The sequence below is a fragment of the Paracoccus sediminilitoris genome, from assembly GCF_003259195.1.
In the GTDB taxonomy this organism is placed as follows: Bacteria; Pseudomonadota; Alphaproteobacteria; order Rhodobacterales; family Rhodobacteraceae; genus Paracoccus; species Paracoccus sediminilitoris.
In genome coordinates this window covers 39,638-61,514 of sequence record NZ_QJPK01000001.1, presented here as the reverse complement: position 1 = coordinate 61,514, position 21,877 = coordinate 39,638, and the positions used below count along the sequence as shown (strand labels likewise).

The 21,877-nt window shown below is 64.7% G+C and carries 27 protein-coding genes; 17 read left to right on the top strand and 10 right to left on the bottom strand.

All coding sequences use genetic code 11. The annotated features are described in order from the left end of the window. Positions 1 to 21: 21 nt before the first annotated feature. The 3 genes from DKT70_RS00290 to trpA are packed head-to-tail and all read right to left on the bottom strand — an operon-like array spanning position 22 to position 2,133. Positions 22 to 765: a molecular chaperone DjiA gene (locus tag DKT70_RS00290; protein ID WP_111557300.1), complete on the bottom strand. Its 744-nt coding sequence runs from the start codon at positions 763 to 765 to the stop codon at positions 22 to 24. Positions 766 to 811: 46 nt separating this feature from the next. Continuing rightward, positions 812 to 1,339 (bottom strand): GNAT family N-acetyltransferase, encoded by a 528-nt coding sequence (locus DKT70_RS00285; RefSeq protein WP_111557299.1) that lies wholly within the window; start codon positions 1,337 to 1,339, stop codon positions 812 to 814. Beyond that, positions 1,336 to 2,133 carry a tryptophan synthase subunit alpha gene (gene trpA / locus DKT70_RS00280; RefSeq protein ID WP_111557298.1) on the bottom strand — a complete coding sequence of 266 codons (798 nt, stop codon included), beginning with the start codon at positions 2,131 to 2,133 and terminating at the stop codon, positions 1,336 to 1,338. The genes DKT70_RS00285 and trpA overlap by 4 nt, the downstream gene beginning before the upstream one ends. 128 nt (positions 2,134 to 2,261) lie before the next feature. On the opposite strand from trpA, the gene ychF reads away from it, so the two are divergent. Continuing rightward, on the top strand, positions 2,262 to 3,359 hold the full coding sequence (gene ychF / locus DKT70_RS00275) for a redox-regulated ATPase YchF (protein WP_111557297.1): 1,098 nt from the start codon (positions 2,262 to 2,264) through the stop codon (positions 3,357 to 3,359). 79 nt (positions 3,360 to 3,438) lie between these two features. Here ychF and DKT70_RS00270 read toward each other — a convergent pair whose 3' ends face one another. After that, positions 3,439 to 5,004, bottom strand: coding sequence for a serine hydrolase (locus DKT70_RS00270; RefSeq protein ID WP_111557848.1), 1,566 nt, complete (start codon positions 5,002 to 5,004; stop codon positions 3,439 to 3,441). 120 nt (positions 5,005 to 5,124) lie between these two features. Beyond that, on the bottom strand, positions 5,125 to 5,268 hold the full coding sequence (locus tag DKT70_RS17970; RefSeq protein WP_158529907.1) for a hypothetical protein: 144 nt from the start codon (positions 5,266 to 5,268) through the stop codon (positions 5,125 to 5,127). 91 nt (positions 5,269 to 5,359) lie between these two features. On the opposite strand from DKT70_RS17970, the gene clpS reads away from it, so the two are divergent. The 3 genes from clpS to DKT70_RS00255 are packed head-to-tail and all read left to right on the top strand — an operon-like array spanning position 5,360 to position 7,519. Next, positions 5,360 to 5,689, top strand: a complete 330-nt coding sequence (gene clpS / locus DKT70_RS00265; RefSeq protein WP_170310938.1) for an ATP-dependent Clp protease adapter ClpS — start codon at positions 5,360 to 5,362, stop codon at positions 5,687 to 5,689. 4 nt (positions 5,690 to 5,693) lie between these two features. Continuing rightward, on the top strand, positions 5,694 to 6,716 hold the full coding sequence (locus DKT70_RS00260) for a class I SAM-dependent methyltransferase (RefSeq protein WP_111557296.1): 1,023 nt from the start codon (positions 5,694 to 5,696) through the stop codon (positions 6,714 to 6,716). Then, positions 6,713 to 7,519 carry an SDR family NAD(P)-dependent oxidoreductase gene (locus DKT70_RS00255; protein ID WP_072297846.1) on the top strand — a complete coding sequence of 269 codons (807 nt, stop codon included), beginning with the start codon at positions 6,713 to 6,715 and terminating at the stop codon, positions 7,517 to 7,519. Before DKT70_RS00260 ends, DKT70_RS00255 begins: the two co-directional genes overlap by 4 nt. Here DKT70_RS00255 and DKT70_RS00250 read toward each other — a convergent pair. After that, complete coding sequence (locus tag DKT70_RS00250) at positions 7,516 to 7,932, bottom strand: hypothetical protein (protein WP_111557295.1); 417 nt, start codon at positions 7,930 to 7,932, stop codon at positions 7,516 to 7,518. The two genes, DKT70_RS00255 and DKT70_RS00250, sit on opposite strands and share 4 nt — an antisense overlap. Before the next feature lie 64 nt (positions 7,933 to 7,996). On the opposite strand from DKT70_RS00250, the gene hemF reads away from it, so the two are divergent. From hemF to DKT70_RS18275, 4 genes are all read left to right on the top strand, one after another. After that, positions 7,997 to 8,863 (top strand): oxygen-dependent coproporphyrinogen oxidase, encoded by an 867-nt coding sequence (gene hemF, locus DKT70_RS00245; protein ID WP_111557294.1) that lies wholly within the window; start codon positions 7,997 to 7,999, stop codon positions 8,861 to 8,863. A 75-nt stretch (positions 8,864 to 8,938) separates the two neighbouring features. Further along, positions 8,939 to 9,328, top strand: a complete 390-nt coding sequence (locus tag DKT70_RS00240; protein WP_111557293.1) for an antitoxin Xre-like helix-turn-helix domain-containing protein — start codon at positions 8,939 to 8,941, stop codon at positions 9,326 to 9,328. Continuing rightward, a complete protein-coding gene (locus tag DKT70_RS00235; RefSeq protein WP_111557292.1) occupies positions 9,325 to 10,026 on the top strand; it encodes an RES family NAD+ phosphorylase in 702 nt (233 codons plus the stop codon). Before DKT70_RS00240 ends, DKT70_RS00235 begins: the two co-directional genes overlap by 4 nt. 97 nt (positions 10,027 to 10,123) lie before the next feature. Then, positions 10,124 to 10,720, top strand: coding sequence for a hypothetical protein (locus DKT70_RS18275; protein WP_233490350.1), 597 nt, complete (start codon positions 10,124 to 10,126; stop codon positions 10,718 to 10,720). 19 nt (positions 10,721 to 10,739) lie between these two features. Here DKT70_RS18275 and DKT70_RS18270 read toward each other — a convergent pair whose 3' ends face one another. Beyond that, on the bottom strand, positions 10,740 to 11,039 hold the full coding sequence (locus DKT70_RS18270; protein WP_233490349.1) for a manganese catalase family protein: 300 nt from the start codon (positions 11,037 to 11,039) through the stop codon (positions 10,740 to 10,742). A 365-nt stretch (positions 11,040 to 11,404) separates the two neighbouring features. On the opposite strand from DKT70_RS18270, the gene DKT70_RS00215 reads away from it, so the two are divergent. The 5 genes from DKT70_RS00215 (at position 11,405) to DKT70_RS00200 (ending at position 13,861) form a co-directional block, all read left to right on the top strand. Beyond that, positions 11,405 to 11,632 carry a hypothetical protein gene (locus DKT70_RS00215; RefSeq protein ID WP_111557289.1) on the top strand — a complete coding sequence of 76 codons (228 nt, stop codon included), beginning with the start codon at positions 11,405 to 11,407 and terminating at the stop codon, positions 11,630 to 11,632. Positions 11,633 to 11,649: 17 nt separating this feature from the next. Continuing rightward, positions 11,650 to 11,817: a hypothetical protein gene (locus DKT70_RS17965; RefSeq protein WP_158529905.1), complete on the top strand. Its 168-nt coding sequence runs from the start codon at positions 11,650 to 11,652 to the stop codon at positions 11,815 to 11,817. A 172-nt stretch (positions 11,818 to 11,989) separates the two neighbouring features. After that, positions 11,990 to 12,526: an MFS transporter gene (locus DKT70_RS00210; protein ID WP_111557288.1), complete on the top strand. Its 537-nt coding sequence runs from the start codon at positions 11,990 to 11,992 to the stop codon at positions 12,524 to 12,526. Between the two features lie 127 nt (positions 12,527 to 12,653). Then, a complete protein-coding gene (locus tag DKT70_RS00205; RefSeq protein ID WP_111557287.1) occupies positions 12,654 to 13,355 on the top strand; it encodes a cytochrome c oxidase assembly protein in 702 nt (233 codons plus the stop codon). Next, positions 13,352 to 13,861 carry a CopD family protein gene (locus DKT70_RS00200; RefSeq protein WP_111557286.1) on the top strand — a complete coding sequence of 170 codons (510 nt, stop codon included), beginning with the start codon at positions 13,352 to 13,354 and terminating at the stop codon, positions 13,859 to 13,861. The genes DKT70_RS00205 and DKT70_RS00200 overlap by 4 nt, the downstream gene beginning before the upstream one ends. On the opposite strand, the gene DKT70_RS00195 is transcribed toward DKT70_RS00200, so the two are convergent. Beyond that, the gene (locus DKT70_RS00195) at positions 13,831 to 14,349 is read right to left on the bottom strand and encodes a DUF2231 domain-containing protein (RefSeq protein ID WP_111557285.1); all 519 of its coding nucleotides are present in this window, start codon (positions 14,347 to 14,349) and stop codon (positions 13,831 to 13,833) included. The genes DKT70_RS00200 and DKT70_RS00195 overlap by 31 nt on opposite strands. A gap of 45 nt (positions 14,350 to 14,394) precedes the next feature. On the opposite strand from DKT70_RS00195, the gene DKT70_RS00190 reads away from it, so the two are divergent. The 4 genes from DKT70_RS00190 (at position 14,395) to DKT70_RS00175 (ending at position 19,265) form a co-directional block, all read left to right on the top strand. Then, a complete protein-coding gene (locus tag DKT70_RS00190; protein WP_407672172.1) occupies positions 14,395 to 15,024 on the top strand; it encodes a cytochrome c oxidase subunit II in 630 nt (209 codons plus the stop codon). After that, positions 15,021 to 17,468, top strand: coding sequence for a cytochrome c oxidase subunit I (ctaD, locus tag DKT70_RS00185; RefSeq protein WP_111557283.1), 2,448 nt, complete (start codon positions 15,021 to 15,023; stop codon positions 17,466 to 17,468). The genes DKT70_RS00190 and ctaD overlap by 4 nt, the downstream gene beginning before the upstream one ends. Then, positions 17,468 to 17,773 (top strand): hypothetical protein, encoded by a 306-nt coding sequence (locus tag DKT70_RS00180; RefSeq protein WP_111557282.1) that lies wholly within the window; start codon positions 17,468 to 17,470, stop codon positions 17,771 to 17,773. Before ctaD ends, DKT70_RS00180 begins: the two co-directional genes overlap by 1 nt. A gap of 214 nt (positions 17,774 to 17,987) precedes the next feature. Then, complete coding sequence (locus DKT70_RS00175) at positions 17,988 to 19,265, top strand: GAF domain-containing sensor histidine kinase (protein WP_111557281.1); 1,278 nt, start codon at positions 17,988 to 17,990, stop codon at positions 19,263 to 19,265. A 123-nt stretch (positions 19,266 to 19,388) separates the two neighbouring features. Here DKT70_RS00175 and DKT70_RS00170 read toward each other — a convergent pair whose 3' ends face one another. After that, complete coding sequence (locus tag DKT70_RS00170) at positions 19,389 to 20,105, bottom strand: response regulator (RefSeq protein ID WP_158529903.1); 717 nt, start codon at positions 20,103 to 20,105, stop codon at positions 19,389 to 19,391. Next, positions 20,098 to 21,498: a sensor histidine kinase gene (locus DKT70_RS00165; RefSeq protein WP_158529901.1), complete on the bottom strand. Its 1,401-nt coding sequence runs from the start codon at positions 21,496 to 21,498 to the stop codon at positions 20,098 to 20,100. The genes DKT70_RS00170 and DKT70_RS00165 overlap by 8 nt, the downstream gene beginning before the upstream one ends. Positions 21,499 to 21,877 lie beyond the last annotated feature (379 nt).

Here is a 21,877-nt window from a genome sequence, read left to right as displayed (position 1 = left end):
GCGCGGGGGCAAGCCCCGGCGTTATGCAGCGCCCTGTTGCTGGGTCCGGTCATGCATGGCGCGGAACTTGTCCCACGCCTCGTTCAGGCGACGGGTGCGGGCTTCGGCCAAGCGGATCGCCTCGGGGGGCAGGCCGCGGCCGATGGCGTGATCGGGATGGGATTCCCGGATCAGCTGGCGCCATTTCTTGCGCGCCTCGGGCAGGGGGGTGTCGGGGCTGACGCCCAGCAGGTCGCAGGGCGGGCAGCTGGATTTCGGATCGTGCCGACGCCGGATCTCGGCCATCTGGGCGGCGGTCAGTCCGAAGATGCGGGCGACCTCGTCCAGGAAGATCACCTCGGCCTCGTGCAGGTCGCCATCCGCCAAGGCGATGATCAGCAACCCCTCCATTACGTCGAACAGCACCGGATCGCCGGGGCTGAACATCGACGCGATGCGCCGCGCCCAGGCATCGAAACCGGCGACATCCTGACGGGCCAGATCAAAGACCCGCGCAGCGTTCTTTTCCTCGGACCGGGGAATGACGAAGACGCGGCGGAAAGCGGCCACCTCGGACCGTTCGACACGGCCATCGACCTTGGCCAGCTTGGCGCCAAGCGCGATCACCGCAATGGTGAAGGCGACCGAACGTTCAGGCGGCACCGCGGCGCGCGGGCTGCCCAAGAAGACGGCCAGACGATCGCCGATCCGCTGCCAGAAGCTGCGGGGCTTCGGCAGTTCGGGGCAGGGCCCTTGGCATAGTTCGGGTGTGGCGCAGCAATCCATGAACCAAGTCTAGCGGCTTATCCGGTGGGGCGATAGGGGCGCGATGTCACGCGTTCGTGGCTTGGGTCGTGGCCGGGGCGGTCAGGTCGAAGGACATCAGCACAAGGTCGTGGAACCGACCGAATTTCCACCCGGCATCCGGGATCGTCCCGTTCTGGACATAACCGACGCGGCGATGGAACGCGACCGAGCCTTGGTTCGACCCGGTGATGGCCGCGACCATGATCCTGTGCCCGTGCCCGCGCGCATGATCGTGGAGGGCATCGATCAACCGCCGTCCCAGCCCCGCACCATGCAGGTCGGGCGCGATGCTGATGCTGTGTTCCATGCTGTGGGCATAGCCCGCGCCTGCGCGAAACTGGGCATAGGTGGCAAAACCCGCGACCCGCCCGTCCAGTTCGGCCACCAGGAAGGCATGGCCCGCAGCCTGGCGGTCGCGGATCAGGTCGCGGATTTCAGGCAGGCCGCGTTCGGTCGGCCAGAAGGTGATGACCGTATCGCGGATGATCGGGCTCCAGATCGCGGCAATCCCCGGTGCATCACCAGAGGTCGCGTCACGCAGGATCGCGGTCATCCCCGGTGGCAGCCTTCCGCAAGACTGCGGATGAAATCCAGGATCTCGGGCACGGGGCGGCCTTCGCCGATCTGCTTGACGATGGCGCTGCCCACGACGCAACCATCCGCGACGCTGGCGATCTCCTGCGCGGCCTCGGGGGTGGAGATGCCAAAGCCCACAACGACGGGCAGGCCGGCGGCGACGCGGATGCGGGCAACCTCGGGGGCGACATCGGCGGCATTGGCCGCCGCACCGCCGGTGATGCCCGTGACGCTGACGTAATAGACAAAGCCCGACGTGTTCGCCACGACCGCCGGCAGGCGCTTGTCGTCGGTGGTGGGCGTGGCCAGCCGGATGAAGTTAAGCCCGGCATCGGCGGCGGGGATGCACAATTCGGCATCCTCTTCTGGGGGCAGGTCGACGATGATCAGCCCGTCCACGCCCGCCTCGGTCGCGTCCTTCAGGAACTGGGTGACGCCGCCTGTGCGCGCATAGATCGGGTTGTAATAGCCCATCAGCACCACCGGCGTGGTGTCGTCCTGTTCACGAAAGCGACGCAGGATGTTCAGCGTGCGGGTGACGCTGCCCCCTTGGGCCAGCGCGCGTTGGCCCGCCGCCTGGATCGTGCCACCGTCGGCCATGGGGTCGGTGAAGGGCATGCCCAGTTCGATGACGTCGACGCCTGCGTCCGGCATGCCGCGCATGATCTCCAGCGCGGTGTCGTCATCGGGGTCCGATGCCATCATGTAGGCCACGAAGGCTTTCTTGCCCTCGGCCTTCAGCGCTGCAAATCTGTCGTCGATTCTGGTCATGTCTGCCCCCGCACGTCTTTCCACCAGACCTAGCCGCCCTGACGCGCGGGCGCAATGCGCCGCGGGCTGGACTTGCAGGGCCGGGACGCGTAACAGACGCCGGAATTCAAAAGCAGAAGGGTGCTGTCATGGGCTTTCGCATGGGGATTGTCGGGCTGCCGAATGTCGGCAAGTCCACGCTGTTCAACGCTTTGACGCGCACTGCCGCAGCGCAGGCCGCAAATTTCCCGTTCTGCACGATCGAACCGAACGTGGGCGAGGTCGCCGTGCCCGACCGCCGGTTGGACATCCTGGCCGAAATCGCGGGCAGCAAGCAGATCATCCCGACGCGGATGACCTTCGTGGATATCGCGGGCCTGGTGAAGGGCGCCAGCAAGGGTGAGGGTCTGGGCAACCAGTTCCTGGCCAACATCCGTGAAACCGACGCCATCGCGCATGTCCTGCGCTGCTTCGAGGATGGCGATGTGACCCATGTCGAGGATCGCGTCGATCCCGTCGCCGATGCCGAGATCATCGAGACCGAGCTGATGATTTCGGACATGGAGTCGATCGAACGCCGCCTGGCCAACATCGCACGCAAGCTGAAGGGCGGCGACAAGGAGGCGGCGGCGCAGGAACGTCTGCTGAAGCAGGCGCTGGCGGTTCTGGAAGACGGCAAGCCCGCCCGCACCGTTTCGGTCGACGAAGACGACCGCAAGGCGTGGAACATGCTGCAGCTGCTGACTGCCAAGCCGGTGCTTTATGTCTGCAACGTGTCCGAAAGCGAAGCCGCCGAAGGAAACGCCCTGTCGGAACAGGTCCGCAAGATGGCGGAGGCGCAAGGCGCGGGCCATGTCGTGATTTCGGCCAAGATCGAGGAAGAGATCAGCCAGCTGGACACCGAGGAAGCGCAGATGTTCCTGGGCGAGATGGGCCTTGAGGAAGCGGGCCTGGATCGCCTGATCCGGGCGGGATATGACCTGCTTGGCCTGCAGACCTACTTCACCGTAGGCCCCAAGGAGGCTCGCGCTTGGACCATCACTAGGGGCACCCTCGCCCCACAGGCGGCCGGCGTGATCCATGGCGATTTCGAAAAAGGCTTCATTCGCAGCGAAACCATCGCCTATGACGACTATGTCGCGGGCAAGGGCGAAGCCGGCGCCAAGGAGGCCGGCAAGCTGCGCGTCGAAGGCAAGACCTATGAGGTCAAGGACGGCGACGTCCTGCATTTCCTGTTCAGTTCCTGAGGCGACCGGAACGACAATGAAGATCGGCCCCGGCATTCTTGCCGGGGCCGTCGTCGTTTGGGAAAGGGCGCGGACGCGATCAGTTCGCGATGACGGTGCAATCCTGCGAACGGCTGTGCAGGCGGTCGCAGGCCAGTTGCGCGACGCCCTTGGTCAGGTTGCCAAAGCGCGGTTCGAACCCGCGATTGGTGTTCGCGACCTCGCGCCGGGCGCCACCGAAGATGCTGCCATCCTGCAGGGCCATGCTGACCAACTGATGCTCGGCCTCGACCTTGGAGGTATACATGCCAAGCGCGATGCCCCAGTTGCGTCCGCTGTCGGCGGGACGGCGCACCACTTCAAGTTCCTCGACGGGGCTGCGGTCGCCTTCACCCATGGCGGCAAGGATCACGGTTTCCGAACGCGGTCTGGGAGCGTGCGAACTGTCCAGCTGCATGTCCTCGGCCGACGCCTGCTGCACGGGTGCTGCTGCGACGGGCGCAGGCGCAGACGCCTCGCTGATCACATCGGCGGTGCTGGCACTGCGGCGGGGCGACCGGACGGGACGCTTGGAGGCGGCCAGCACGGGCTTGGCCAAGCTGGCCGAGGGTTCCTCGTCCATCGCGACGGCGTTGGCGACGGCCTGTTCGATCGCGCGGTTGCTGCTGCCGGGGCGGGCTTTGGGGCGATTGCTGCTGGCCAGGACGGTGGTCGCCGTGCCGGGTTCGACGGCGGTGGCCTTGCGCAGGGCCTCGGTCAGGTTCATCGCGGGCCGTGCGGCGACCAGCGTCGAAGCGGCAGCGGCAGGACGGGTCGACGGTGGCGGCGAGGCCTGCAGCACAAGCCGCTGCGGTTCGGGGCTGGTCGCCGCAGGGGTGGGCTCAACCTGGGCACGACGCGTCGGCGCGGCCTGGGCGACCAGACGCGGACGGGCAGGGCGAACCTCACGGACGCGGTCGGGGATACGGGTGAAGCTGCTGTCCAGCAGTTCGGCCATCACCTGGTTGCGATGGGCGGTCGACGTGCCGCCGAAGACGCTGGCGATCAGGCGCTTGTTGCCGCGCTGCGCCGAGGCCGTCAGGTTAAAGCCGGCGGCGCGGGTGTAACCCGTCTTGATGCCGTCGGCACCCTGATAGGCGTCAAGAAAGCGGCGATTGGTCGAAGCGACCTGCGCGATCCCCGCATCCGCCGAGCGCCGCGAGAAGAGGTTGTAATATTGGGGGAAATCGTAAAACAGGTGGCGGCCAAGCTGGCTCATGTCATGGGCGGTCGAATAGTGACCGTCCTGCGTCAGGCCGTTGGCATTGCGGAACTGGGTGTTGTTCATGCCAAGGGCGCGGGCCATCTGGGTCATGCGTTGGGCGAACGCGTCCTCGGAGCCAGCGATGCCTTCGCCGATGGCGGTCGCGGCATCGTTGGCCGACTTGATCGCCGCGGCGCGGATCAGGTATCGCAATTCGATCTGCTGTCCGGCGCGCAACCCCAGCTTGGATGGGGGTTCCGCTGCCGCGTTGGACGAGATGGTGAATTTCGAATCCAACCGCACCTGACCGCTTTCGATGGCGGTGAAGGCCAGATACAGCGTCATCATCTTGGTCAAAGAGGCCGGATGAAGCCGGGTGTCGGAATTCTGCCGATAGATGGGCTGTCCCGTGCGGGCGTCCATCACATAGGCGGCGAACGGGGCTGCGGCTGCCGGAAGGCCAAGCACCAGAACGGCAAGCAGGGCATGGCTCCACAGCCGGAATGCGGTAAGGATTCGGGTCACTGTCGCTGTCTTTCTGCCTCAAGCGGGCATGTCGTTCATCGCATGCCCGTCGTTAATTCTTTGATAATAGCACGACGATTTTATTCCGGAAACCGTGCATTCATTTAATTTTGCAACGCCATATTCAAGGGCGTCTTCATTGATGCCGGTGGGGGCTTTCATCCTTGGGACTTTGCGCTATATTTTGCGGATGCACCGCCCGGCCCGCCGGGCAACCTTTCGTTGCAGCACCCAAGGGATGACCTGAGCCACGATGACGCATTGGATGACCGATCCCGACAAGCCCGACGATCAGTCCGATCTGGCGGTCAAGCCGCGCACGCGGTCACAGCGTCCGCCGATGTACAAGGTGCTGCTTCTGAACGACGACTTTACACCGATGGAATTCGTGGTCCATGTGCTGGAACGGCTGTTCCACCTGACGCATGCCCAAGCCATCGAGATCATGCTGACCGTGCATCGCAAGGGCGTCGCGGTTGTCGGCGTATTTTCCCACGAGGTGGCCGAAACCAAGGTCGCCCAGGTGATGGAACTGGCGCGCCGCCAGCAGCACCCGCTGCAATGCACCATGGAAAAAGAGTAATCACGTGACCCATTCACGACTGGAACTGGCCTTTCCGGACGGCCCGCCGGAGGGCCGTGTGCTGTTCGTCGGCGCCGCTGCTGCCGATGACCTGGAACCGCTGGACCCCACCCGTCTGCAGATCCTGCAGGGCAATTTCCCCGACCACCAGGGCCTTGTCTCGCGCGGGTATGAGGTGGCGACGGAAACGAAGGACCATTTCGACACGGCCATCGTCCGGCTGCCGCGGGCCAAGGCCGCGTCGCGGGCGCGTATCGCGGATGCCGCCCGCCGGCTGACCCCCGGCGCAGATCTGTGGATCGACGGGCAGAAGACCGACGGGGTCGATTCCCTGCTGCGCGAATTGCGCAAGCTGGCCCCTGTTTCGGATGTGCACAGCAAGGCACATGGCAAGATCTTCCGGCTGACCTTGCCCGAGGCCGGTTGGCTGCCCGAGGATTGGGAAAGCCGCGCGACCGAGGTCGCCCCCGGGTTCACCACGCTGCCCGGCGTCTTTTCCGCGGACGGCATCGATGCCGGATCGAAGATGCTGGCCGATCACCTGCCTGACAAGCTGCCGACCCGCATGGTCGATCTGGGTGCGGGCTGGGGATGGCTGTCGGCGCAGGTCCTGAAGCGCAAGGGCGTCGATGTGCTGCATCTGGTCGAGTCCGATCACGCCGCGCTGGAATCGGCGCGCCGCAATGTCACCGATCCGCGCGCCGTCTTCCATTGGGCCGATGCCCGCGAATTTCGTCTGCCCGACCCGGTCAACGGCATCGTCATGAACCCGCCCTTCCACGAAGGTCGCCAGGCCGACCCCAAGCTGGGCGTAGCCTTCATCGCCTCGGCCGCGCGTCTCTTGACCGGCGCGGGCAAGCTGTGGATAGTCGCGAACCGCCATCTGCCGTATGAATCCGTGCTGGCCCAGTATTTCGGCCAGGTCCATGAGATCGGTGGCGACACCCGTTTCAAGATCATCGAGGCGACCGCCGCCGGCAAGGGCAGCGCCACCAAGGGTGCCGCATCAAAGGGACGTCGCAAATGAGCATGTCCGTCCAAGGCAAGGTCGCCATCGTGACCGGCGCCGCGCGCGGCGTCGGGCTTGCCATCGCGCGCCATCTGGCCGAACGCGGCGCTTCGGTCATGTTCGCCGACAATGACGAAGCGGCGCTGAATTCGGTCATCTCGGATTATGACGGCGAACAGACGCAGGTGCGCCGTTTTGCTGGAAGCATGTCCGAAAAATTGTGCATGGCCAACCTGTTGTCGGCGACACTTGATGCGTTTGATCGGGTCGACATCTTGGTCAACGGGCACCGTTTCGTGCGCGACAGCGATCCCTTGGACACCGACATGGATCAGCTGGAGGAGATGCTGCGCCAGAACATGCTGTCGGGCCTGCGCCTGTCGCAGCTGGTCGCCAAGCGCATGATCAAGCAGGCCGAAGGCGAAGGACCGACGGCGCAGACCGGCGCCATCGTCAATATCTCGACCTTGGCGGCGCGGCGGCCGATTCCGACCATGCTGGGTTATTCCATCGCCTGCGCCGCGCAGGAACAGGCGACCCGCGGGCTGGCGCTGGCGCTGGCACCGCACCGCATCCGCGTGAACGGCGTCAGCTTCAGCAGCGTCATGTCGCATGAGTTGCAATGTGCGCTGAAGGACGATCCCGAAAAGCGTGCCCAGATTATCGCGGGGACGCCGATGGGACGTATCGCCCCCGCCGACGAACTGGCCGAGGCCGTGCATTACCTGGTCAGCGACGGCGCGCGTTTCGTCACCGGTCAGATCCTGACCGTGGACGGGGGCCGCAGCTTGGCCGACCCGGTGACGGCGCAGATCCTCTAGGCTTCGTCGGGATAGGCGGTGCGACAGGCGTCCACCGCCGCCTTGGCGCGGCTGGCCAAGGCCTGCTGGCGTTCGACCAGACCATCGCGCTTGCGCAATTCGGCCGAAGGGTCGATTGGCACGCGATAGCGTTCCTGATCCACGTAATCGCGCCAGCAGGTATAGGTGGTCACATGGTCCTGACCGTTCCGGTCGCGATAGACCCGCTGGCATTGCGTCGGACGGGTGCGGACGACCTGCCGTTCCTGCCAGGCGTAACCGCGCGACAGATTGCCCTCGACCTCGGCCAGCAGGCGGCTGACGACGCGGTATTCGTCCGTATTGCGCGAAATGCAGCGTTCCTGCGGGGTGGCGCAGGCGGACAGTGCCAGGGGCAGGGCGATCATCAGGGCAAGGGTGGTGTTGCGGGGCATCGGCGCTCTCATTACAGCAGGTGGGGCATGCTAGCCGCGCCCCGTACGGCTTGGCAAATCACATATGAGGCCCGACATGGACGAACAGCGCCGCCAAGCCGCAGGCTGGTTCAAGGAACTTCGCGACCGGATCGTCACCGCATTCGAGACGCTGGAAAACGAAGGTCAGGGCCCCACCGCGCCCGGCCGCTTCGAGGTCACGCCCACCACCCGCGACAATGATGGCGGCGGCGGCCTGATGTCGGTCATGCGGGGCGGCCGGGTCTTTGAAAAGGTCGGCGTCAACTGGTCCGAGGTTCACGGCACCCTGGCCCCCCGCGCCCAGGCCGCGATGACCGCGCGCGGCGTGCCGGGCATGGACACGGACCCGCGCTTCTGGGCCAGCGGCATCAGCCTTGTGGCGCATATGCAGAACCCCCATGCGCCCGCCGTCCACATGAACACCCGCATGTTCTGGACCCCCGGCGCGATGTGGTTCGGGGGCGGCGCCGACCTGAACCCCTGCATCGAATATGCCGAAGACACGGGCCATTTCCACGACACCCTGCGCGGTGCCTGCGATGCCCATGGCGCCGATTACTATGACCGCTTCAAGGCCTGGGCGGACGAATATTTCTTCATCCCGCATCGCGGGCGGGCGCGGGGTGTCGGCGGCATCTTCTATGACGATCTCAACACCGGCGATTGGCAGGCCGATTTCGATTTCACCCGCGCCGTGGGCGAGGCGTTCCTGCCCGCCTTCCTGCCGCTGGTCCGGTCGCGCATGGCCACCGATTTCACCGAGGATGACAAGAACACCCAGCTGATCCATCGCGGCCTCTATGCGGAATACAACCTGGTCTATGACCGCGGGACCAAGTTCGGGCTGGAGACCGGGCACAACCCCGATGCCGTGCTGATGAGCCTGCCGCCTTTGGCCAAATGGGTCTGATGCCATGCGATATCTAGCCCATATGACCTTTACTATCGGGTCATATGGACTATATTCAGGCAAGCGGAGGATGTCATGCAGCTTGCCGAACACAGACGCCAGCCAGTCCAGGTCAATGCCGTCGCGCTGAAGGCCTATGCACGCATCGTGGAGGCCTGGGGGTTGGGGCAAAAGGAAGCCGCGCGGCTTGCCGACATGTCCGAAAGCACCTGGAAGCGCGCCCGCAAGCCCGATTTCACTGGAGAGTTGACGCAGGATCAACTGCTGCGCCTCAGTGCGTTGATCGGCATCTACAAATCGCTGGAGCTTTATTTCTCGGAACCGCTGGCGCGCAGTTGGTTCACGCGGACCAATACCGGGCCCTTGTTTGCGGGCAGCCGCCCCATCGATGCCGCAATCGATGGCGGCCTGCCGCAGATCATGGCGATCAGGACCTATCTTGACGCCCTGCGTGGCGGCGCATGAAACAGACCGAGATTTCGGATCGCGGGCTGGTCCGGCTGCTGCCCGCGACCTATCACAAGCCTCCGGCGCTGAGGGGTCTTTACGATACCGAGGAAGAGCTGGAGATCCTGACCCAGATCGAGGCAATGACCAGCGGCCGGTTGCTGGCCGAAAACGGCCGCAACCCGTATCTGGACCCGCGCGAACTGGCGTGGCGGCGGCGTGACCGCGACCTGCGGATCTATGGCGACACCCATGTCAACGCGGCCTTCACCTATACCCGCAAGGGCGGCAACCGCTTCAATTCCGATGAACGCGGGGCGTGGTATTGCGCCTGGAACGTCATGGTCAGCCTGGCCGAAGTGGCATGGCACCGGACCAGAGAGCTGGGCTTTGCCGGCTGTTATCAAGACAATGCCCGCTATGTCGAATTGCTGGCCGATTTCATCGGCGTTTTCGACGACATGACGGATGAACCCGATCATGCCGCCCTGCATCCCGACCCTGCAATGGGATACCCCGAGGGCCAGGGATTGGCCGAAACCCTGCGCCGCGAAGGATCGCGCGGCCTGATCTATCCTTCGGTGCGCGCCTTGGCCAAGGGCGGAAACTGCCTTGTCTGCTTTGAGCCGCGCGCCATTCAGAACGTCAGGCCCGGGGCGTCCTGGGACTTGGTCTGGGACGGATCACCGGATTATTCGGTCGTCGCCGTCGCCTGATCGACAGGGCCATCGGTTCGGTCACACGCGGATCGGCGGCTCTGGCCTGCACAGTTTTTTCCATCCAAGTGCGGTGGCGTTTTTCATCCATCAGCGCATGTTCGAAAAAGTCCCGCAATTTCTGGATCGCATCGTCATGGTTGCGGGCACGGTCATGGGCGGCGACGGTGTCGTCCTCGTTGCTGAGCATCGCTTTCAGGATGGCGGTGTCGCCCATCACATCGGCCAGGGTGATCTTTCCCGTGGTCAGGCATTGCTTCATGTCGCCACCCTCGGGAATATTCGCATTCACGGAGGTGGCGATTTTCTGCAACGTGTTCAGATGCTGAAGGTGATCCTGCAGAAATTACGCGACCCGCGCTGCCAGTTCGGGGTCCGACAGACGTTCGATCATGCTATCACAGGCGGCAATGCCGACCAACTTCCCCTGTTCCTTGCTTTGGGTGCGATAGTAATCGGTATACGCGGGCAGACCCCCTTCGAGCGCCGATTGATCCAGCGTGCCGCCTTTGCCCTCGTGCCGTTTCAAGGCAGCTTCGGTTTCATGTTATGGTGTCGGTGCGTGTTTCTGCTTTTCGATCTGAGTGCCGCTGTTCGGGCGGGCCTTGTCCAGATCGGGTTTCTGGCCCAAAGGCTCGGGACGTTCGCGGACCGAGAATTCCGCCCGTCCGTCCAGCGAGGAACCGAAGCTTGACCGCCCTTCGCAGGTTGGTTCATCCAGCGACGTGTTCAGGACGTAATAGGAATGTTCGGTCGCCTCGTGGTCCATGGGGCGTCGAATTGGGGACCGGCAGGGCCTGTTCCCAACCGCCCAGTTCCTCGATCGCCGTCATTATCAGCATGTCACGGTACTTGGCGTCGCCGCGCCCGCCCATGGCCTGAAAGAAATACTGCATCGCGACGCGGATCTCGCCCTCGACCCCGCCGTTCGCCTGATGAAAGTATTTGGCGAATTGCGGATCCGGACGGTCGACGCGGACTTGGTATTGCAGCTTGCTGGAATGGTGAAACATAGGGTTTCTTGCTTGGGGGCGGAGATGGTCGCCCGTTGCGATCACAGGGAGGAAGCAAGGGCTGCGCCGCCGTCGTTGCCGCGGCAACGATGGATAATCCGGGCTGTTTTCCGCCGATGCCGGGATAGTCCGCCGAACACCGCCAAGTCACGCTCTGGGCGGTCAAGGGCCCGGTTTTACCCTGTTGCAGCGCGTGATGACCGGGGCGGCGATATGGGAAAGATCATGGAACAGGGCGGAAAGGCACGTGTTCGCCTGCATGTGCCCCCCTGAACGCCCCTGTCGGATACGCTGACCATGTCATCCTTCCTGACACTGTCGATCGCTGGTTTCGCGGTGACCGCCATCAGCTTTGGCTCGCCCGGATGGCGTTCGGCCTGTTCCTGTCCCATTTCAGGGACAGCTTTGGTATCGGGACGACCATGGCCGGCCTGATCTTGAGGGCGGGCTTTGCGGGCTTTCTGCTGGGGCTGATCGCGGCCTATGCCGCGACGGCATGGCGCGGCGCGCGGTTGCCGGTGCCGATCGGGCTGTTTCTCGCGACGACCGGCATGGCCATCGTGGCCGTGGCCCCCAATGCGGGAACGCTGTAGGTGGGGTTGTCACGGCCATGAGCAGCGCGGGCTTTACCTGGTCGCCCTTCGACAACGCGGTGCATCAGCAGGTTGAACCCGACATGCGGTCCCGGTCGATGTCGGTGGTCAGCACCGGCACCAGCCTTGGTGCCGCGCTGGCGGGTGCCATCGCGCTGGCGCTGATGCTTGGCGGGGCATCCTGAAGGATCGCATGGGCGGCCTTCGCCGCGGCGGCGCTGGCCGGCCTGATCGGCAATCTGGTGGCGATGCGGGGCGTTGCGGGTCCTCCGGGCGGGGGGCCGGCCGAACTGGTGGGCACTGTGCGTGCTGCCGGCCCTGCCGCTTGATCTGTAGGCGCTGTTCTTCGGGGTCAACATGACCGTCTTCATCTCGTTTGCGACGGACAGGGTCGTGCGGGCGGGCGGGTTGGAGGGGCGGCCCCTGCAGGCATCTCCGGCCGTGATGTTCATCATCTATGGCATCGCCGGACTAGCCACCCTGGGGACGGCGGCGATCAAGGACCGGATCGGCCTGCCACGTCTGGTCCGGGGGCTGCTGGTGGTTTCGGCGCTGTCGCTGATCGCGGTCTTGCCCACCAGCTGGCCCGGCGTGGCGGCCGCAGCGGCCCTGCAGGGCATCTTCGTCATGATGATGTGCGCGGTGCTGGCCTTCTGGTCCGAACGCCTGTTCCCGGAACTGCCCTCGTTCAGCTTCACCGAGACGCTAATGGCGGTGGCCCTGGGCAGCGTGGTCGGGCCGGCGCTGGCGGGGGTCCTGTCGGACGGTCTGTCCCTGGCTGCGATGTTTTTGTCAGCGGCCGCCCTGTCGGGTGCCACGGCCATCGCCATGCGCCGCCGGCTGATCCGCGAAACACCGCTGGATTGCGGCGACCAGCCGGGTCCCGCGCATTGATTTGCTGCGTGCGAACACCATCGGTTGATCCGGGCCGCGGAAGTCTGCATCTTCGGGGAAACCAATCGCAGCCTTTGCGCTTGTATCATCACGACAAATGCCTGCCACGGGCAGAGGATGGAACATCATGCCGATCACGATCCTTCCCGGCAGCTATTGCGGGGCCGCGCCGCTGCCCGGAACCGCGTGGCAATCCTGGAACCTGGACCCCGTTCTGCTGGGCGTCCTGCTGCTGATGTGGCTGGTCGTCAGGCGGCAACCGACGGGAATGCCCGCCATGCTGGTGTTGGCTGTGGCCTTCGTGTCGCCTCTTTGCGCGATTTCGGTTGGGCTCTTCTCGGCGCGGGTGGTGCATCACGTGTTGCTGGTTGCGGTGGCGGCGCCCTTGCTGGCGGCGGCGATGCCGCGCCGGGCAGGGCATGTGGGGGTGTATTTCGCCATCTCGACCAGCGTCCTGTGGCTGTGGCATGTGCCGGCGGCCTATGACTTGGCGCTGGCCGACATGGGCGTCTACTGGATCATGCAGATCAGTCTGCTGGCCTCGGCGGTGCTGTTCTGGAACGCCGTCCTGTCGCAGAAGCCATCGGCCCAATCGGTGCTGTGGTCGCTGGCAGGGCTGATCCAGATGGGGATGCTGGGCGCGATCCTGACCTTCGCGCCCGCGCCCCTGTATGAGGCGCATGCCATCGCGCCGCTGGCCTGGGGCATCAGCCCGCTGTCCGACCAGCAGCTGGGGGGCCTGATCATGTGGGTGCCCGCGATGATCCCCTATGCCGCGATGATCGCGCTGCAGGCGCGTCGCGGCTGGCAGATGGCGGAACGCGCATGAACGGTCTGGAGGCGGTCATCCCGCATCTGAAATCGCTGCATATCGGGATGCTGGTCATCTGGTGCGCGGGGCTGTTCGCGCTGCCGCTGATGCTGGCGCGCCATGATCCGGCCATCGGGCAGGCGGATTATGCCCGCATCCGGCGGGCCACGCATTATGCCTATGCATTTGTCATCACGCCCGCTGCGGTGATCGCCATTGCCTCCGGGACGGGGCTGATCTTTCTGCGCGGGGTCTTTTTCACCTGGCTGTTCGCAAAGCTGGTCTTCGTGGCGGCGATGGTCGGCTTTCATGTCTGGATCGGTTATGTCCTGGTCGAGGTGGCCGAGCGCAAGGGCGTCCACAGGGTCCCCCGCGCGACCATGCCGCTGCTGCTGCTGATGGTGCCCATCACCTGCGTTCTGGTTCTGGTCCTGGCCAAGCCCGACCTGGACCAGATCCCCTTGCCGGACTGGCTTTACCAACCGCTTGGCAATCAGTTGCCCTTCGACGTGCCAAGACGATGATCGAACACGAGTTTTCCCCCATGCCAGCCCGTGACCATGACCACGATGACCGCAAAACCCGACAGCAGGATGCCATAGGGCAGGACCGCCTGTTCGTATCCTTCGTGCAGCCGGTATCCCCAGTTCGCCCCCAGGATCGACAGCAGCATGACCGCGATGACGAAATGCGTCCAGGCGGGCGCACGGATGCGGATGCCCGACACCAGCAGCAATTCGGCCGTGCCGGTGGCCCCGGCCGCCAGCCCGAACAGGAAGGCCGTGCCTGCCGCCCAGATCGAGGCACGCGCCCAGAACAATTCGCCCGACCAGAAATACAGCATGTCGGCACCGAAGGCGCAAAAGGTCAGCGCCACGGGAAAGGCCACCGTCATCGCGTGCAGCGGGTGTCCCCAGATACCAACGATGGTCTCGGTCCGGTTATAGCCGGGATATTCAAGGATCGGGTCGGCCAGACCCCTGGATTTCTTCTGAACCATCTTCGGTCTCATGCGCGCCCCCTGATGCGGTTGTCCCTTGTCCTTGTAACACCAACCGTGCTGGCTGGTTGCGAAGAAAAGCTGTCCACCGTCCATCCGGCAGGTCCCGCAGCCCAAGCCATCGCGGAATTGTGGTGGGTGCTGCTGGCGGGATCGGTCGCGATCGCGGCTCTGGTGGCGGGGCTGGTTTTGTGGGCCTGGCGCCGCCCCGAGGGTGCAGTGTCCGAACGGCGCTTCGTCATCGGGCTGGGGCTTGCCTTTCCCATGACGGTGCTGGCGGCCCTGCTGGCCTATGGGCTGGTCATCGGTGAAAGGCTGTTGCCGCATCAGGGACCGGACGTGGTGTCGGTCACCGCTGAAGGGCGCCAATATGCCTGGCGCTTCGGCTATGCCGACCTGCCGGGGCGCGTGACTGAGGACGTGCTGCACATCCCCGCAGCCCGGCCGGTTGACGTGGCAATCACCTCGCTTGATGTGATCCATGCCTTCTGGGTGCCGCGCCTGGCGGGCAAGCTGGACGCGGTGCCGGGGCATGTGAACACCTTGCGGATCGAAGCAGCGGCCCCCGGCGAATATGCGGGGCTTGGCGCGGAATATAACGGCCCCGGATATCGCGGGCACCGGTTCACCGTCATCGCCCATGACGCGGCCGGATGGCAGGCATTTCTGGAAGGGGACGCACCATGAACGCCTTGCAAAGGCACCGCGCCCTGTCGCGCATCTGGGCATCGGACCCGGGCTGGCGGGGGTGGTTCACCTCGGTCAACCATACCGATCTGGGGCGCATGTTCATGGCGGTCTCGGCCTTCTTCTTCATCGTGGGCGGCATCCTGGCGATGCTGATCCGCGCCCAGCTGGCCAGCCCGCGCTCGGCCTTTCTGGGGCCGGATCATTACAACCAGATCTTCACGATGCACGGGACCATCATGATGTTCCTGTTCGCCATCCCCATGTTCGAGGGGCTGGCCGTCTATCTGCTGCCCAAGATGCTGGGGTCGCGCGATCTGGCCTTTCCGCGCCTGACGGCCTACGGCTTCTGGTGCTATGTCTTCGGCGGGGGGATGATGATCTTTTCGCTGCTGGCGGGGATCGCGCCCGACAGCGGCTGGTTCATGTATCCGCCTTTGTCTTCAACGATCAATTCGCCGGGGATCAATTCTGATTTCTGGCTGATCGGCATCACCTTCGTCGAAATATCCGCCATCGCCGCCGCGGTCGAGATCACCGTCACCATCCTGCGATACCGCGCGCCGGGGATGTCGCTGGCCCGTATGCCGATCTTTGCGTGGTACGCGCTGGTGACGGCGGTCATGATCCTGACGGGCTTTCCGCCGCTGATCCTGGGGTCCATCCTGCTGGAACTGGAACGCGCCTTCGGCCTGCCGTTCTTCCAGGTGGCCGAGGGGGGCGATGCACTGCTGTGGCAGCACCTGTTCTGGCTGTTCGGCCACCCCGAGGTCTATATCATCTTTCTGCCCGCTGCCGGTGCCATTTCTACGATCCTGCCGGTCATGTCGCGCACGCGGCTGCTGGGGCATCAATGGGTGATCGCGGCGGCGATCTCTCTGGCGGTGCTCAGCTTCGGGCTGTGGGTGCATCACATGTTCACCACCGGCATCCCGCATCTGGCGCTGGCCTTCTTTTCGGCCGCATCGACGCTGGTGGCGGTGCCGACGGCGGTACAGATCTTTGCCTGGATCGGCACTATCGCCAAGGGCCGACCCCAGTTGCACCTGCCGATGATGTGGATGCTGTCGTTCTTTGCCACCTTCGTCATCGGCGGCCTGACGGGGGTGATGGTCGCGGTCGTGCCTTTCGACTGGCAGGCGCACGACACCTATTTCATCGTAGCCCACCTGCATTACGTTCTGATCGGCGGCTTCGTCTTTCCGATGTTGGGGGCGCTGTATTATTGGATGCCGCATGTCACCGGTCGCAAGACCTTCTTCAAGCTGGGCACCACGGCCTTCTGGCTGATCGTCGTCGGCTTCCACGGCACCTTCCTGCTGCTGCACTGGGTCGGACTTCTGGGCATGCGCCGCCGAATCGACACCTTCGATCCGGGGCAAGGGTGGGAGGTGATCAACATCATCGCCTCGGTCAGCAGCTTCGTCATGGCGATCGGCTTTGCGCTGGTGGTGATCGACGTGGTGGTCAATGCCGCCGTCGCGATCCGCGGGTCGCGCGACCCTTGGGGTGCCGGCACGCTGGAATGGGCGATGCCGACGCCCGCCGCGCCCTACAACTTTGCCAGCCTGCCGCAGATCACGTCGCGCGAGCCTTTGTGGGACACGCCCGAGTTGCCCGTTCAACTGGCGCGGGGCGAGGGGTATCTGGGTGATCCGTCCCGCAACCGGCGCGAGACCTTGACCGTCGAACCCACCACCGGCACGCCGGAATACATCGTCGTCTTTCCCGGCAACACAGCCCTGCCTGTGCTGATGTCGGCGGTGACGGGGCTGTTCTTCATGGGGATGCTGATCAAGGCCTATTGGCTGGTGCCGATTTCGGGGGTCGGGGTGCTGGGCTGCGCGCTGGTCTGGGCCTGGGGCCTGCGGCGCACGACCCCCGAGGGCCTGCTGCCGGTCGGACGCGGGCTGTCGCTGCCAGTCGCGTCCGAGGTCGCCCATCCCCCCGGCTGGTGGGGGTCGCTGTTTTTGTTGCTGGCGAACGGGACCTTCTTCGGGTCGCTGCTGTTCGGATATGCCTTCCTGTGGACCATCGCGCCGAACTGGCCACCGCAGGCCTGGGCCCAGCCCGGGCTGCTGCCCTTGGCGCTGTTGGCCGGCGGGGCGGGCGTGGCCTTGGTCGCCGCGCGCGTCCGGAAGTTGTGGTGGCTGACCTGCGCGGCCATGCTGGCCATGGCGCTGGCCGCGGTGATGGTGCTGCGCGCGGCTCCCGATCCCACCCAGCACGCCTATGCGGCGACGGTCTGGGTGCTGGCGGGGTATGCCATCCTGCATCAGGGGCTGGCACTGATCATGGCGGCGTTCTTCGGCGCCACCCGGATCGCGGGACATGCCCCCGAAACCACGGTCGGGCTGCAACGGATTGCCCGGCTGTGGTCCGATTACGCCGTGGCTGTGTCGGTCATCGGGATCGGGGCCGCGATCCTGCCGGGGTTGGGCTGATGGGGACCGTCATCCGCATCGCCCTGCCGCTGACGATGTGGCTGGCCGCCTTTAGCGCCGTCTATGGGCTGAACGGCTGGCTGTGCACGACCGCGATATCGGCCGCCACCGGCCGAACCATGGTGGTCGCGGCCGTCCTGCTGACCATCGCGATGCAGGCAGGTCTGATCTGGTGGCTGCGGCGGTCGGACTGGGCTGTTCCCGGACCCGCGCTGCGCCACGTGGCCCTGACACTGGGCGTCGTGGCGCTGATCGGGACGGTCTGGACGCTGGTGCCGGGTCTGATGCTCAGCAGATGCATGTGACACGCCAAGGGTTGGGTCCGGCGTCCTGACGGCTGATAATCGGGGTGGGGGCGCGCACAATAATTGTTGTCTGGACAGCAATTTTCCTTTCAATTTTCTGCAACCTGCTGCCAAAAGGGAAAGAATACGAATTCGGGAATACGACGCGGTTTGGACGGTGGCCGTCCTTGCAACCGGTTGGCGTCTTCCCGATCGACCAGTGACAGGGGGCCGGATGGACCACAGGACAGGGCGGCAGGCGATCATCCAGGACCATGCAGCCTTTCTTGAGGGGACGCATGATTTCCAGGCCGATATCGCCATGCTGGCGGGCAGCAACCTGATCGGTACCATCCTTGAAACCGTGATGCTGGCCACCAACATGCGCTTTGCCGCCGTGGCGCGGGTCACGGCGGATCGATGGGTCGCCTGCCGCACCATCGACGAGGTCAATTTCGGCCTGAACGCCGGCGACGAGATCGAGATCGAGTCGACTTTCTGCCAATCGGTCCACAAGACCTCGAACAAGGTGGTCTTCAACGATGCCGCGACCGACGAGGTCTATGGCGGTCATCCCATCGCAGCCAAGTTCGGCATTGCCAGCTATGCCTCGATCCCGATCCATCGCAGCGACGGGACCTTCTTCGGCACGCTTTGCGCCATCGACAACGAACCGCGCGACGTCAAGCATCCCCGCGCCGTCGGGATGCTGGAGATGTTCGCCGACATCATCGGCCAGAGCCTGGAAACCGAAGAACGGCTGGAGGCGCATGAGCTGATGGTCGCCCATGAACGCGAACTGACCCGCATCCAGGAAGAATTCGTCGCCGTTCTGGGCCATGATCTGCGCAACCCCGTGGCGGCGCTGGATGCGGGCTTTCGCCAACTGGGAAAGGAGCGGATGACCGAGCGGGCGCAGATGATCCTGCCGATGATGCGGTCGTCGCTGCGCCGCATGAACGACCTGATCGAGAATATCATGCTGCATGCCAAGGCCCGCTTGGGCGGCGGCATCCGCATTTCGGCCGAAATGGACGCACCCCTGGCCGGGACCGTGACGCAGGTGGTCGAGGAAATCCGCGCCGCCTCGCCCGATCACCAGATCACGCTGGACATGGCGATCGACCGTCCCGTCAGCTGCGATGCGCCGCGGGTCGCGCAGGCTGTCTCGAACCTCTTGTCGAACGCGGTCCGCCACGGCACGCAGGGCGCACGCGTTCATGTACATGGCGGGCTGGACGACCGCGGTGTCGTGATCAGCGTGACGAACGAAGGTCCCCCGGTTCCCGCCGAATTGCAGACCGAACTGTTTCATCCGTTCCGTCGCGGCACCCATGCCGCGGGCGAGGGGTTGGGGCTGGGGCTTTATATCGCCTCGTCGATCGCGACCGCGCATAACGGTTGCATCGAGGTCACCTGCGAGGGCGGGACGACGACATTTTCCTTCCGGCTGCCGCTGCTGACCTCGGTTGCGCCAGCCAACCGGACACAGGAAATCTGGAAGGCCGGTTGACCTGCGATCGCGACAGAGGGGTTTCAATGCAAGGCGGGGTCCGCACTGACGCGACGCCAGCGTTCCCGCACCAGCGCGGCACCCGATGACGTTCGGACGTCGCGTGATGCATCGCTGCCCAAATCACGACATCCGATAGCCGAAATTGCGTTCCCGGCCGCCATCCTGGTCATGGGCTGCCAGCATCAAGCCGCGTTTCGCCTGGCTGGACATGTTATGGGCATGCATCGCAAGTTCGGTCCGGTTTCGCACATCCAGCTTGCGGAAGATATTGGTCAGGTAATGCTTGACCGTCTTCTCGCTCAGGTTCAGGGACCGGCCGATCTCCTTGTTGCAGCATCCCCTGCGGATCAGGACATAGATCTCGCTTTCGCGCCTGCTGAGGATGGCGGTATCGGCTTCGGTCTCCAGGGTCGGCAGGCTGCCGATAGAGGCCAGGATCCGCGCCCCCAGATGCGGGGTGATATGGGCGACGCCATTGGCCAACCGGTTCAGCACCTGGCACAGCTCGTCTCCGCAGATCCCCTTCAGCACATATCCCGACGCGCCAAAGCGCATCGCGTCCAGCACGTCCTGCGGCTGTTCGGATATGGTCAGGACAAGAATGCGGGTCCGTGGCCGGCTGCGAATGATCTCGCGGATCGCGGCCAGGCCCGTGCCGGGGATGCCCAGATCCAGGATCAGGATATCGGGGGCATCGCGTTGCACCATGTCGATCGCATCGGCGGCCGTATGGCCCGTTCCGGTGACGCGAAACCCGCTGAAGCTGGCGATGACATGCATCAGCCCTTCGCAGACGATGGGGTGGTCATCCACGACAGCCACGGTGATGTCAGCCATGCCGCACCTCCTCCTTGATATGAGGAAAGCTGGCACGGATTTCGATTTGCTGATCGGGCTGGTCCAGGATCTGGAAGGTTCCGCCCAGGCTTTCAATACGGTGGCGCAGGTTGCGCAGGCCCATCGGACGGCGCGCCGCGTCATGGACCGCGTCCCGGCGGTGGCACGCACGATTGCTGACCGTCACCACCATGCGGTCGCCCTCCAGGTGCAGGCGGACCTGCTGATCCCTGCCTCCGGCATGCTTGAAGGCGTTGTGCAGCCCTTCCTGGACCAACCGGCAGATGGCGATCTTGACCGGCAGCTGGGGTTCGGCAAGTCCGCCTTCCATGATGACGGTCACATCCGTCGACGTGCGTCTGCGGTGATCGTCGATGATCGTGGTGACCGCGCGGGCCAGCGGCATTTCGGGCAGCGGCCTTTGGCTGGTGCCGCTGAGCAGGGCCTGGACCTCGCTCATGGCTTCCTCCAGAATCTGGCGGACCGACTGGACGCTGTCTTCCTGCGGCGCACCCGACAGGGGGGCGGGTTTCATCCGCAGCAGGGCAACGGTCAGCAGTTGTCCGATCCCGTCATGGATGTCGGCATTGATCTGGCGCATCTGGGCCTTCTGATCCTCCTGCTGGCGCCGCGCCTCCTGCTGGATGCGCGACTGGGTTTCCATGCTGTGATCCAGCCGCCCCGAAAGCTCGGCCATGCGCGCGCCCAGGTCGCGGTGCTGACGGCTGATCAGCGCGTCGCCATGGTGCAGCACCAGCCCCAGCACCGACAGGAACATCGCGCCGACGATGGCCAGGATGGCCCAGGTCTGCCAACGAGCGCGGCTCAACGCGTCGGTGGCGACGGCGGCATTCTGGTAATATTCGGCCACCGCGACGATGCGGTTCATGGACTGGATGCGGATGGGTACATAGATCTCGAACAGGCGGGGTCCGGTCGCGGCGACCGCCTGGCCGGGGGCCGGGTGGAAGGCATGACCGACGCTGACCGAAATCTCCCCCGCCAAGGCGGTTTCCAGTTCGGGACTGACCGGCAATACCCGGCCGGTCAGACCGGGGCGCGACGCATAGAGGACGGTGCCGTCGGCATTCCAGATCTTCATCTCGACCACGCCAAGCGAGGCGGCGATGTCGTGGTAATAGCTGTCCATCAGCTGCAGCAGCTGGGGGTCCAGCCTGTCGACCGCCAGTTCCTCGGCGTGGCGGTTCAGCATTGATTCCAGAACGGTGGCCGCGCGATGGCCGACCTCGGTCTCGACCATCTGTTGCAGCCGCGAGGCCGTCCAGACGCCCAGGATCACCAGGCCTACCAGAACGATCAGCGCGCAATGCGTCAGGTATTGGCGCAGCGGGGCGTTCTGGTCACGGCTGTGGCGTGCCGACGGCGCATGCATGAGAGTGGTTTGGTCAGACAATCGTGTCAACGCGCCCTCCACTCGTTGCATCATATCGTTCCAGACTGTCTGAAAAGGTAACAAAAGCATGACCAATCACATAGGCGTCATTCGGTCCGAACCGGCCATACTATCCAAAAGGACAGGTATCCCACTGGACTAATCGCCGGTTCGCGGCACCAGGAATTATCCTAGGTTGTGCGGAACGGGCACCGGCGTCGCGGCGCCGGGTCCGGCCCGCCCCCTTGGGCCGGGCGGGATTCGCGGGTCTGACCCGAATGGCGACCAAAGTCCCTAGTCCTGTCGACCTTCCGCCGTATAGCGGACTGTCCCTCAAGGCGTAACCTTGCCTTGTCGTCCGTCTTCCCACAGCGGAGGC

Bases quoted from the DNA above. Each gene is read 5' to 3' on its own strand.
- DKT70_RS00290 (WP_111557300.1), bottom strand. From the start codon at position 765: ATGGATTGCTGCGCCACACCCGAACTATGCCAAGGGCCCTGCCCCGAA.
- DKT70_RS00285 (WP_111557299.1), bottom strand. From the start codon at position 1,339: ATGACCGCGATCCTGCGTGACGCGACCTCTGGTGATGCACCGGGGATT.
- trpA (WP_111557298.1), bottom strand. From the start codon at position 2,133: ATGACCAGAATCGACGACAGATTTGCAGCGCTGAAGGCCGAGGGCAAG.
- ychF (WP_111557297.1), top strand. From the start codon at position 2,262: ATGGGCTTTCGCATGGGGATTGTCGGGCTGCCGAATGTCGGCAAGTCC.
- DKT70_RS00270 (WP_111557848.1), bottom strand. From the start codon at position 5,004: ATGGACGCCCGCACGGGACAGCCCATCTATCGGCAGAATTCCGACACC.
- DKT70_RS17970 (WP_158529907.1), bottom strand. From the start codon at position 5,268: ATGAAAGCCCCCACCGGCATCAATGAAGACGCCCTTGAATATGGCGTT.
- clpS (WP_170310938.1), top strand. From the start codon at position 5,360: ATGACGCATTGGATGACCGATCCCGACAAGCCCGACGATCAGTCCGAT.
- DKT70_RS00255 (WP_072297846.1), top strand. From the start codon at position 6,713: ATGAGCATGTCCGTCCAAGGCAAGGTCGCCATCGTGACCGGCGCCGCG.
- DKT70_RS00250 (WP_111557295.1), bottom strand. From the start codon at position 7,932: ATGCCCCGCAACACCACCCTTGCCCTGATGATCGCCCTGCCCCTGGCA.
- hemF (WP_111557294.1), top strand. From the start codon at position 7,997: ATGAGGCCCGACATGGACGAACAGCGCCGCCAAGCCGCAGGCTGGTTC.
- DKT70_RS00240 (WP_111557293.1), top strand. From the start codon at position 8,939: ATGCAGCTTGCCGAACACAGACGCCAGCCAGTCCAGGTCAATGCCGTC.
- DKT70_RS00235 (WP_111557292.1), top strand. From the start codon at position 9,325: ATGAAACAGACCGAGATTTCGGATCGCGGGCTGGTCCGGCTGCTGCCC.
- DKT70_RS18275 (WP_233490350.1), top strand. From the start codon at position 10,124: ATGTTCGAAAAAGTCCCGCAATTTCTGGATCGCATCGTCATGGTTGCG.
- DKT70_RS18270 (WP_233490349.1), bottom strand. From the start codon at position 11,039: ATGTTTCACCATTCCAGCAAGCTGCAATACCAAGTCCGCGTCGACCGT.
- DKT70_RS00215 (WP_111557289.1), top strand. From the start codon at position 11,405: ATGGCGTTCGGCCTGTTCCTGTCCCATTTCAGGGACAGCTTTGGTATC.
- DKT70_RS17965 (WP_158529905.1), top strand. From the start codon at position 11,650: ATGAGCAGCGCGGGCTTTACCTGGTCGCCCTTCGACAACGCGGTGCAT.
- DKT70_RS00210 (WP_111557288.1), top strand. From the start codon at position 11,990: ATGACCGTCTTCATCTCGTTTGCGACGGACAGGGTCGTGCGGGCGGGC.
- DKT70_RS00205 (WP_111557287.1), top strand. From the start codon at position 12,654: ATGCCGATCACGATCCTTCCCGGCAGCTATTGCGGGGCCGCGCCGCTG.
- DKT70_RS00200 (WP_111557286.1), top strand. From the start codon at position 13,352: ATGAACGGTCTGGAGGCGGTCATCCCGCATCTGAAATCGCTGCATATC.
- DKT70_RS00195 (WP_111557285.1), bottom strand. From the start codon at position 14,349: ATGAGACCGAAGATGGTTCAGAAGAAATCCAGGGGTCTGGCCGACCCG.
- ctaD (WP_111557283.1), top strand. From the start codon at position 15,021: ATGAACGCCTTGCAAAGGCACCGCGCCCTGTCGCGCATCTGGGCATCG.
- DKT70_RS00180 (WP_111557282.1), top strand. From the start codon at position 17,468: ATGGGGACCGTCATCCGCATCGCCCTGCCGCTGACGATGTGGCTGGCC.
- DKT70_RS00175 (WP_111557281.1), top strand. From the start codon at position 17,988: ATGGACCACAGGACAGGGCGGCAGGCGATCATCCAGGACCATGCAGCC.
- DKT70_RS00170 (WP_158529903.1), bottom strand. From the start codon at position 20,105: ATGGCTGACATCACCGTGGCTGTCGTGGATGACCACCCCATCGTCTGC.
- DKT70_RS00165 (WP_158529901.1), bottom strand. From the start codon at position 21,498: ATGCATGCGCCGTCGGCACGCCACAGCCGTGACCAGAACGCCCCGCTG.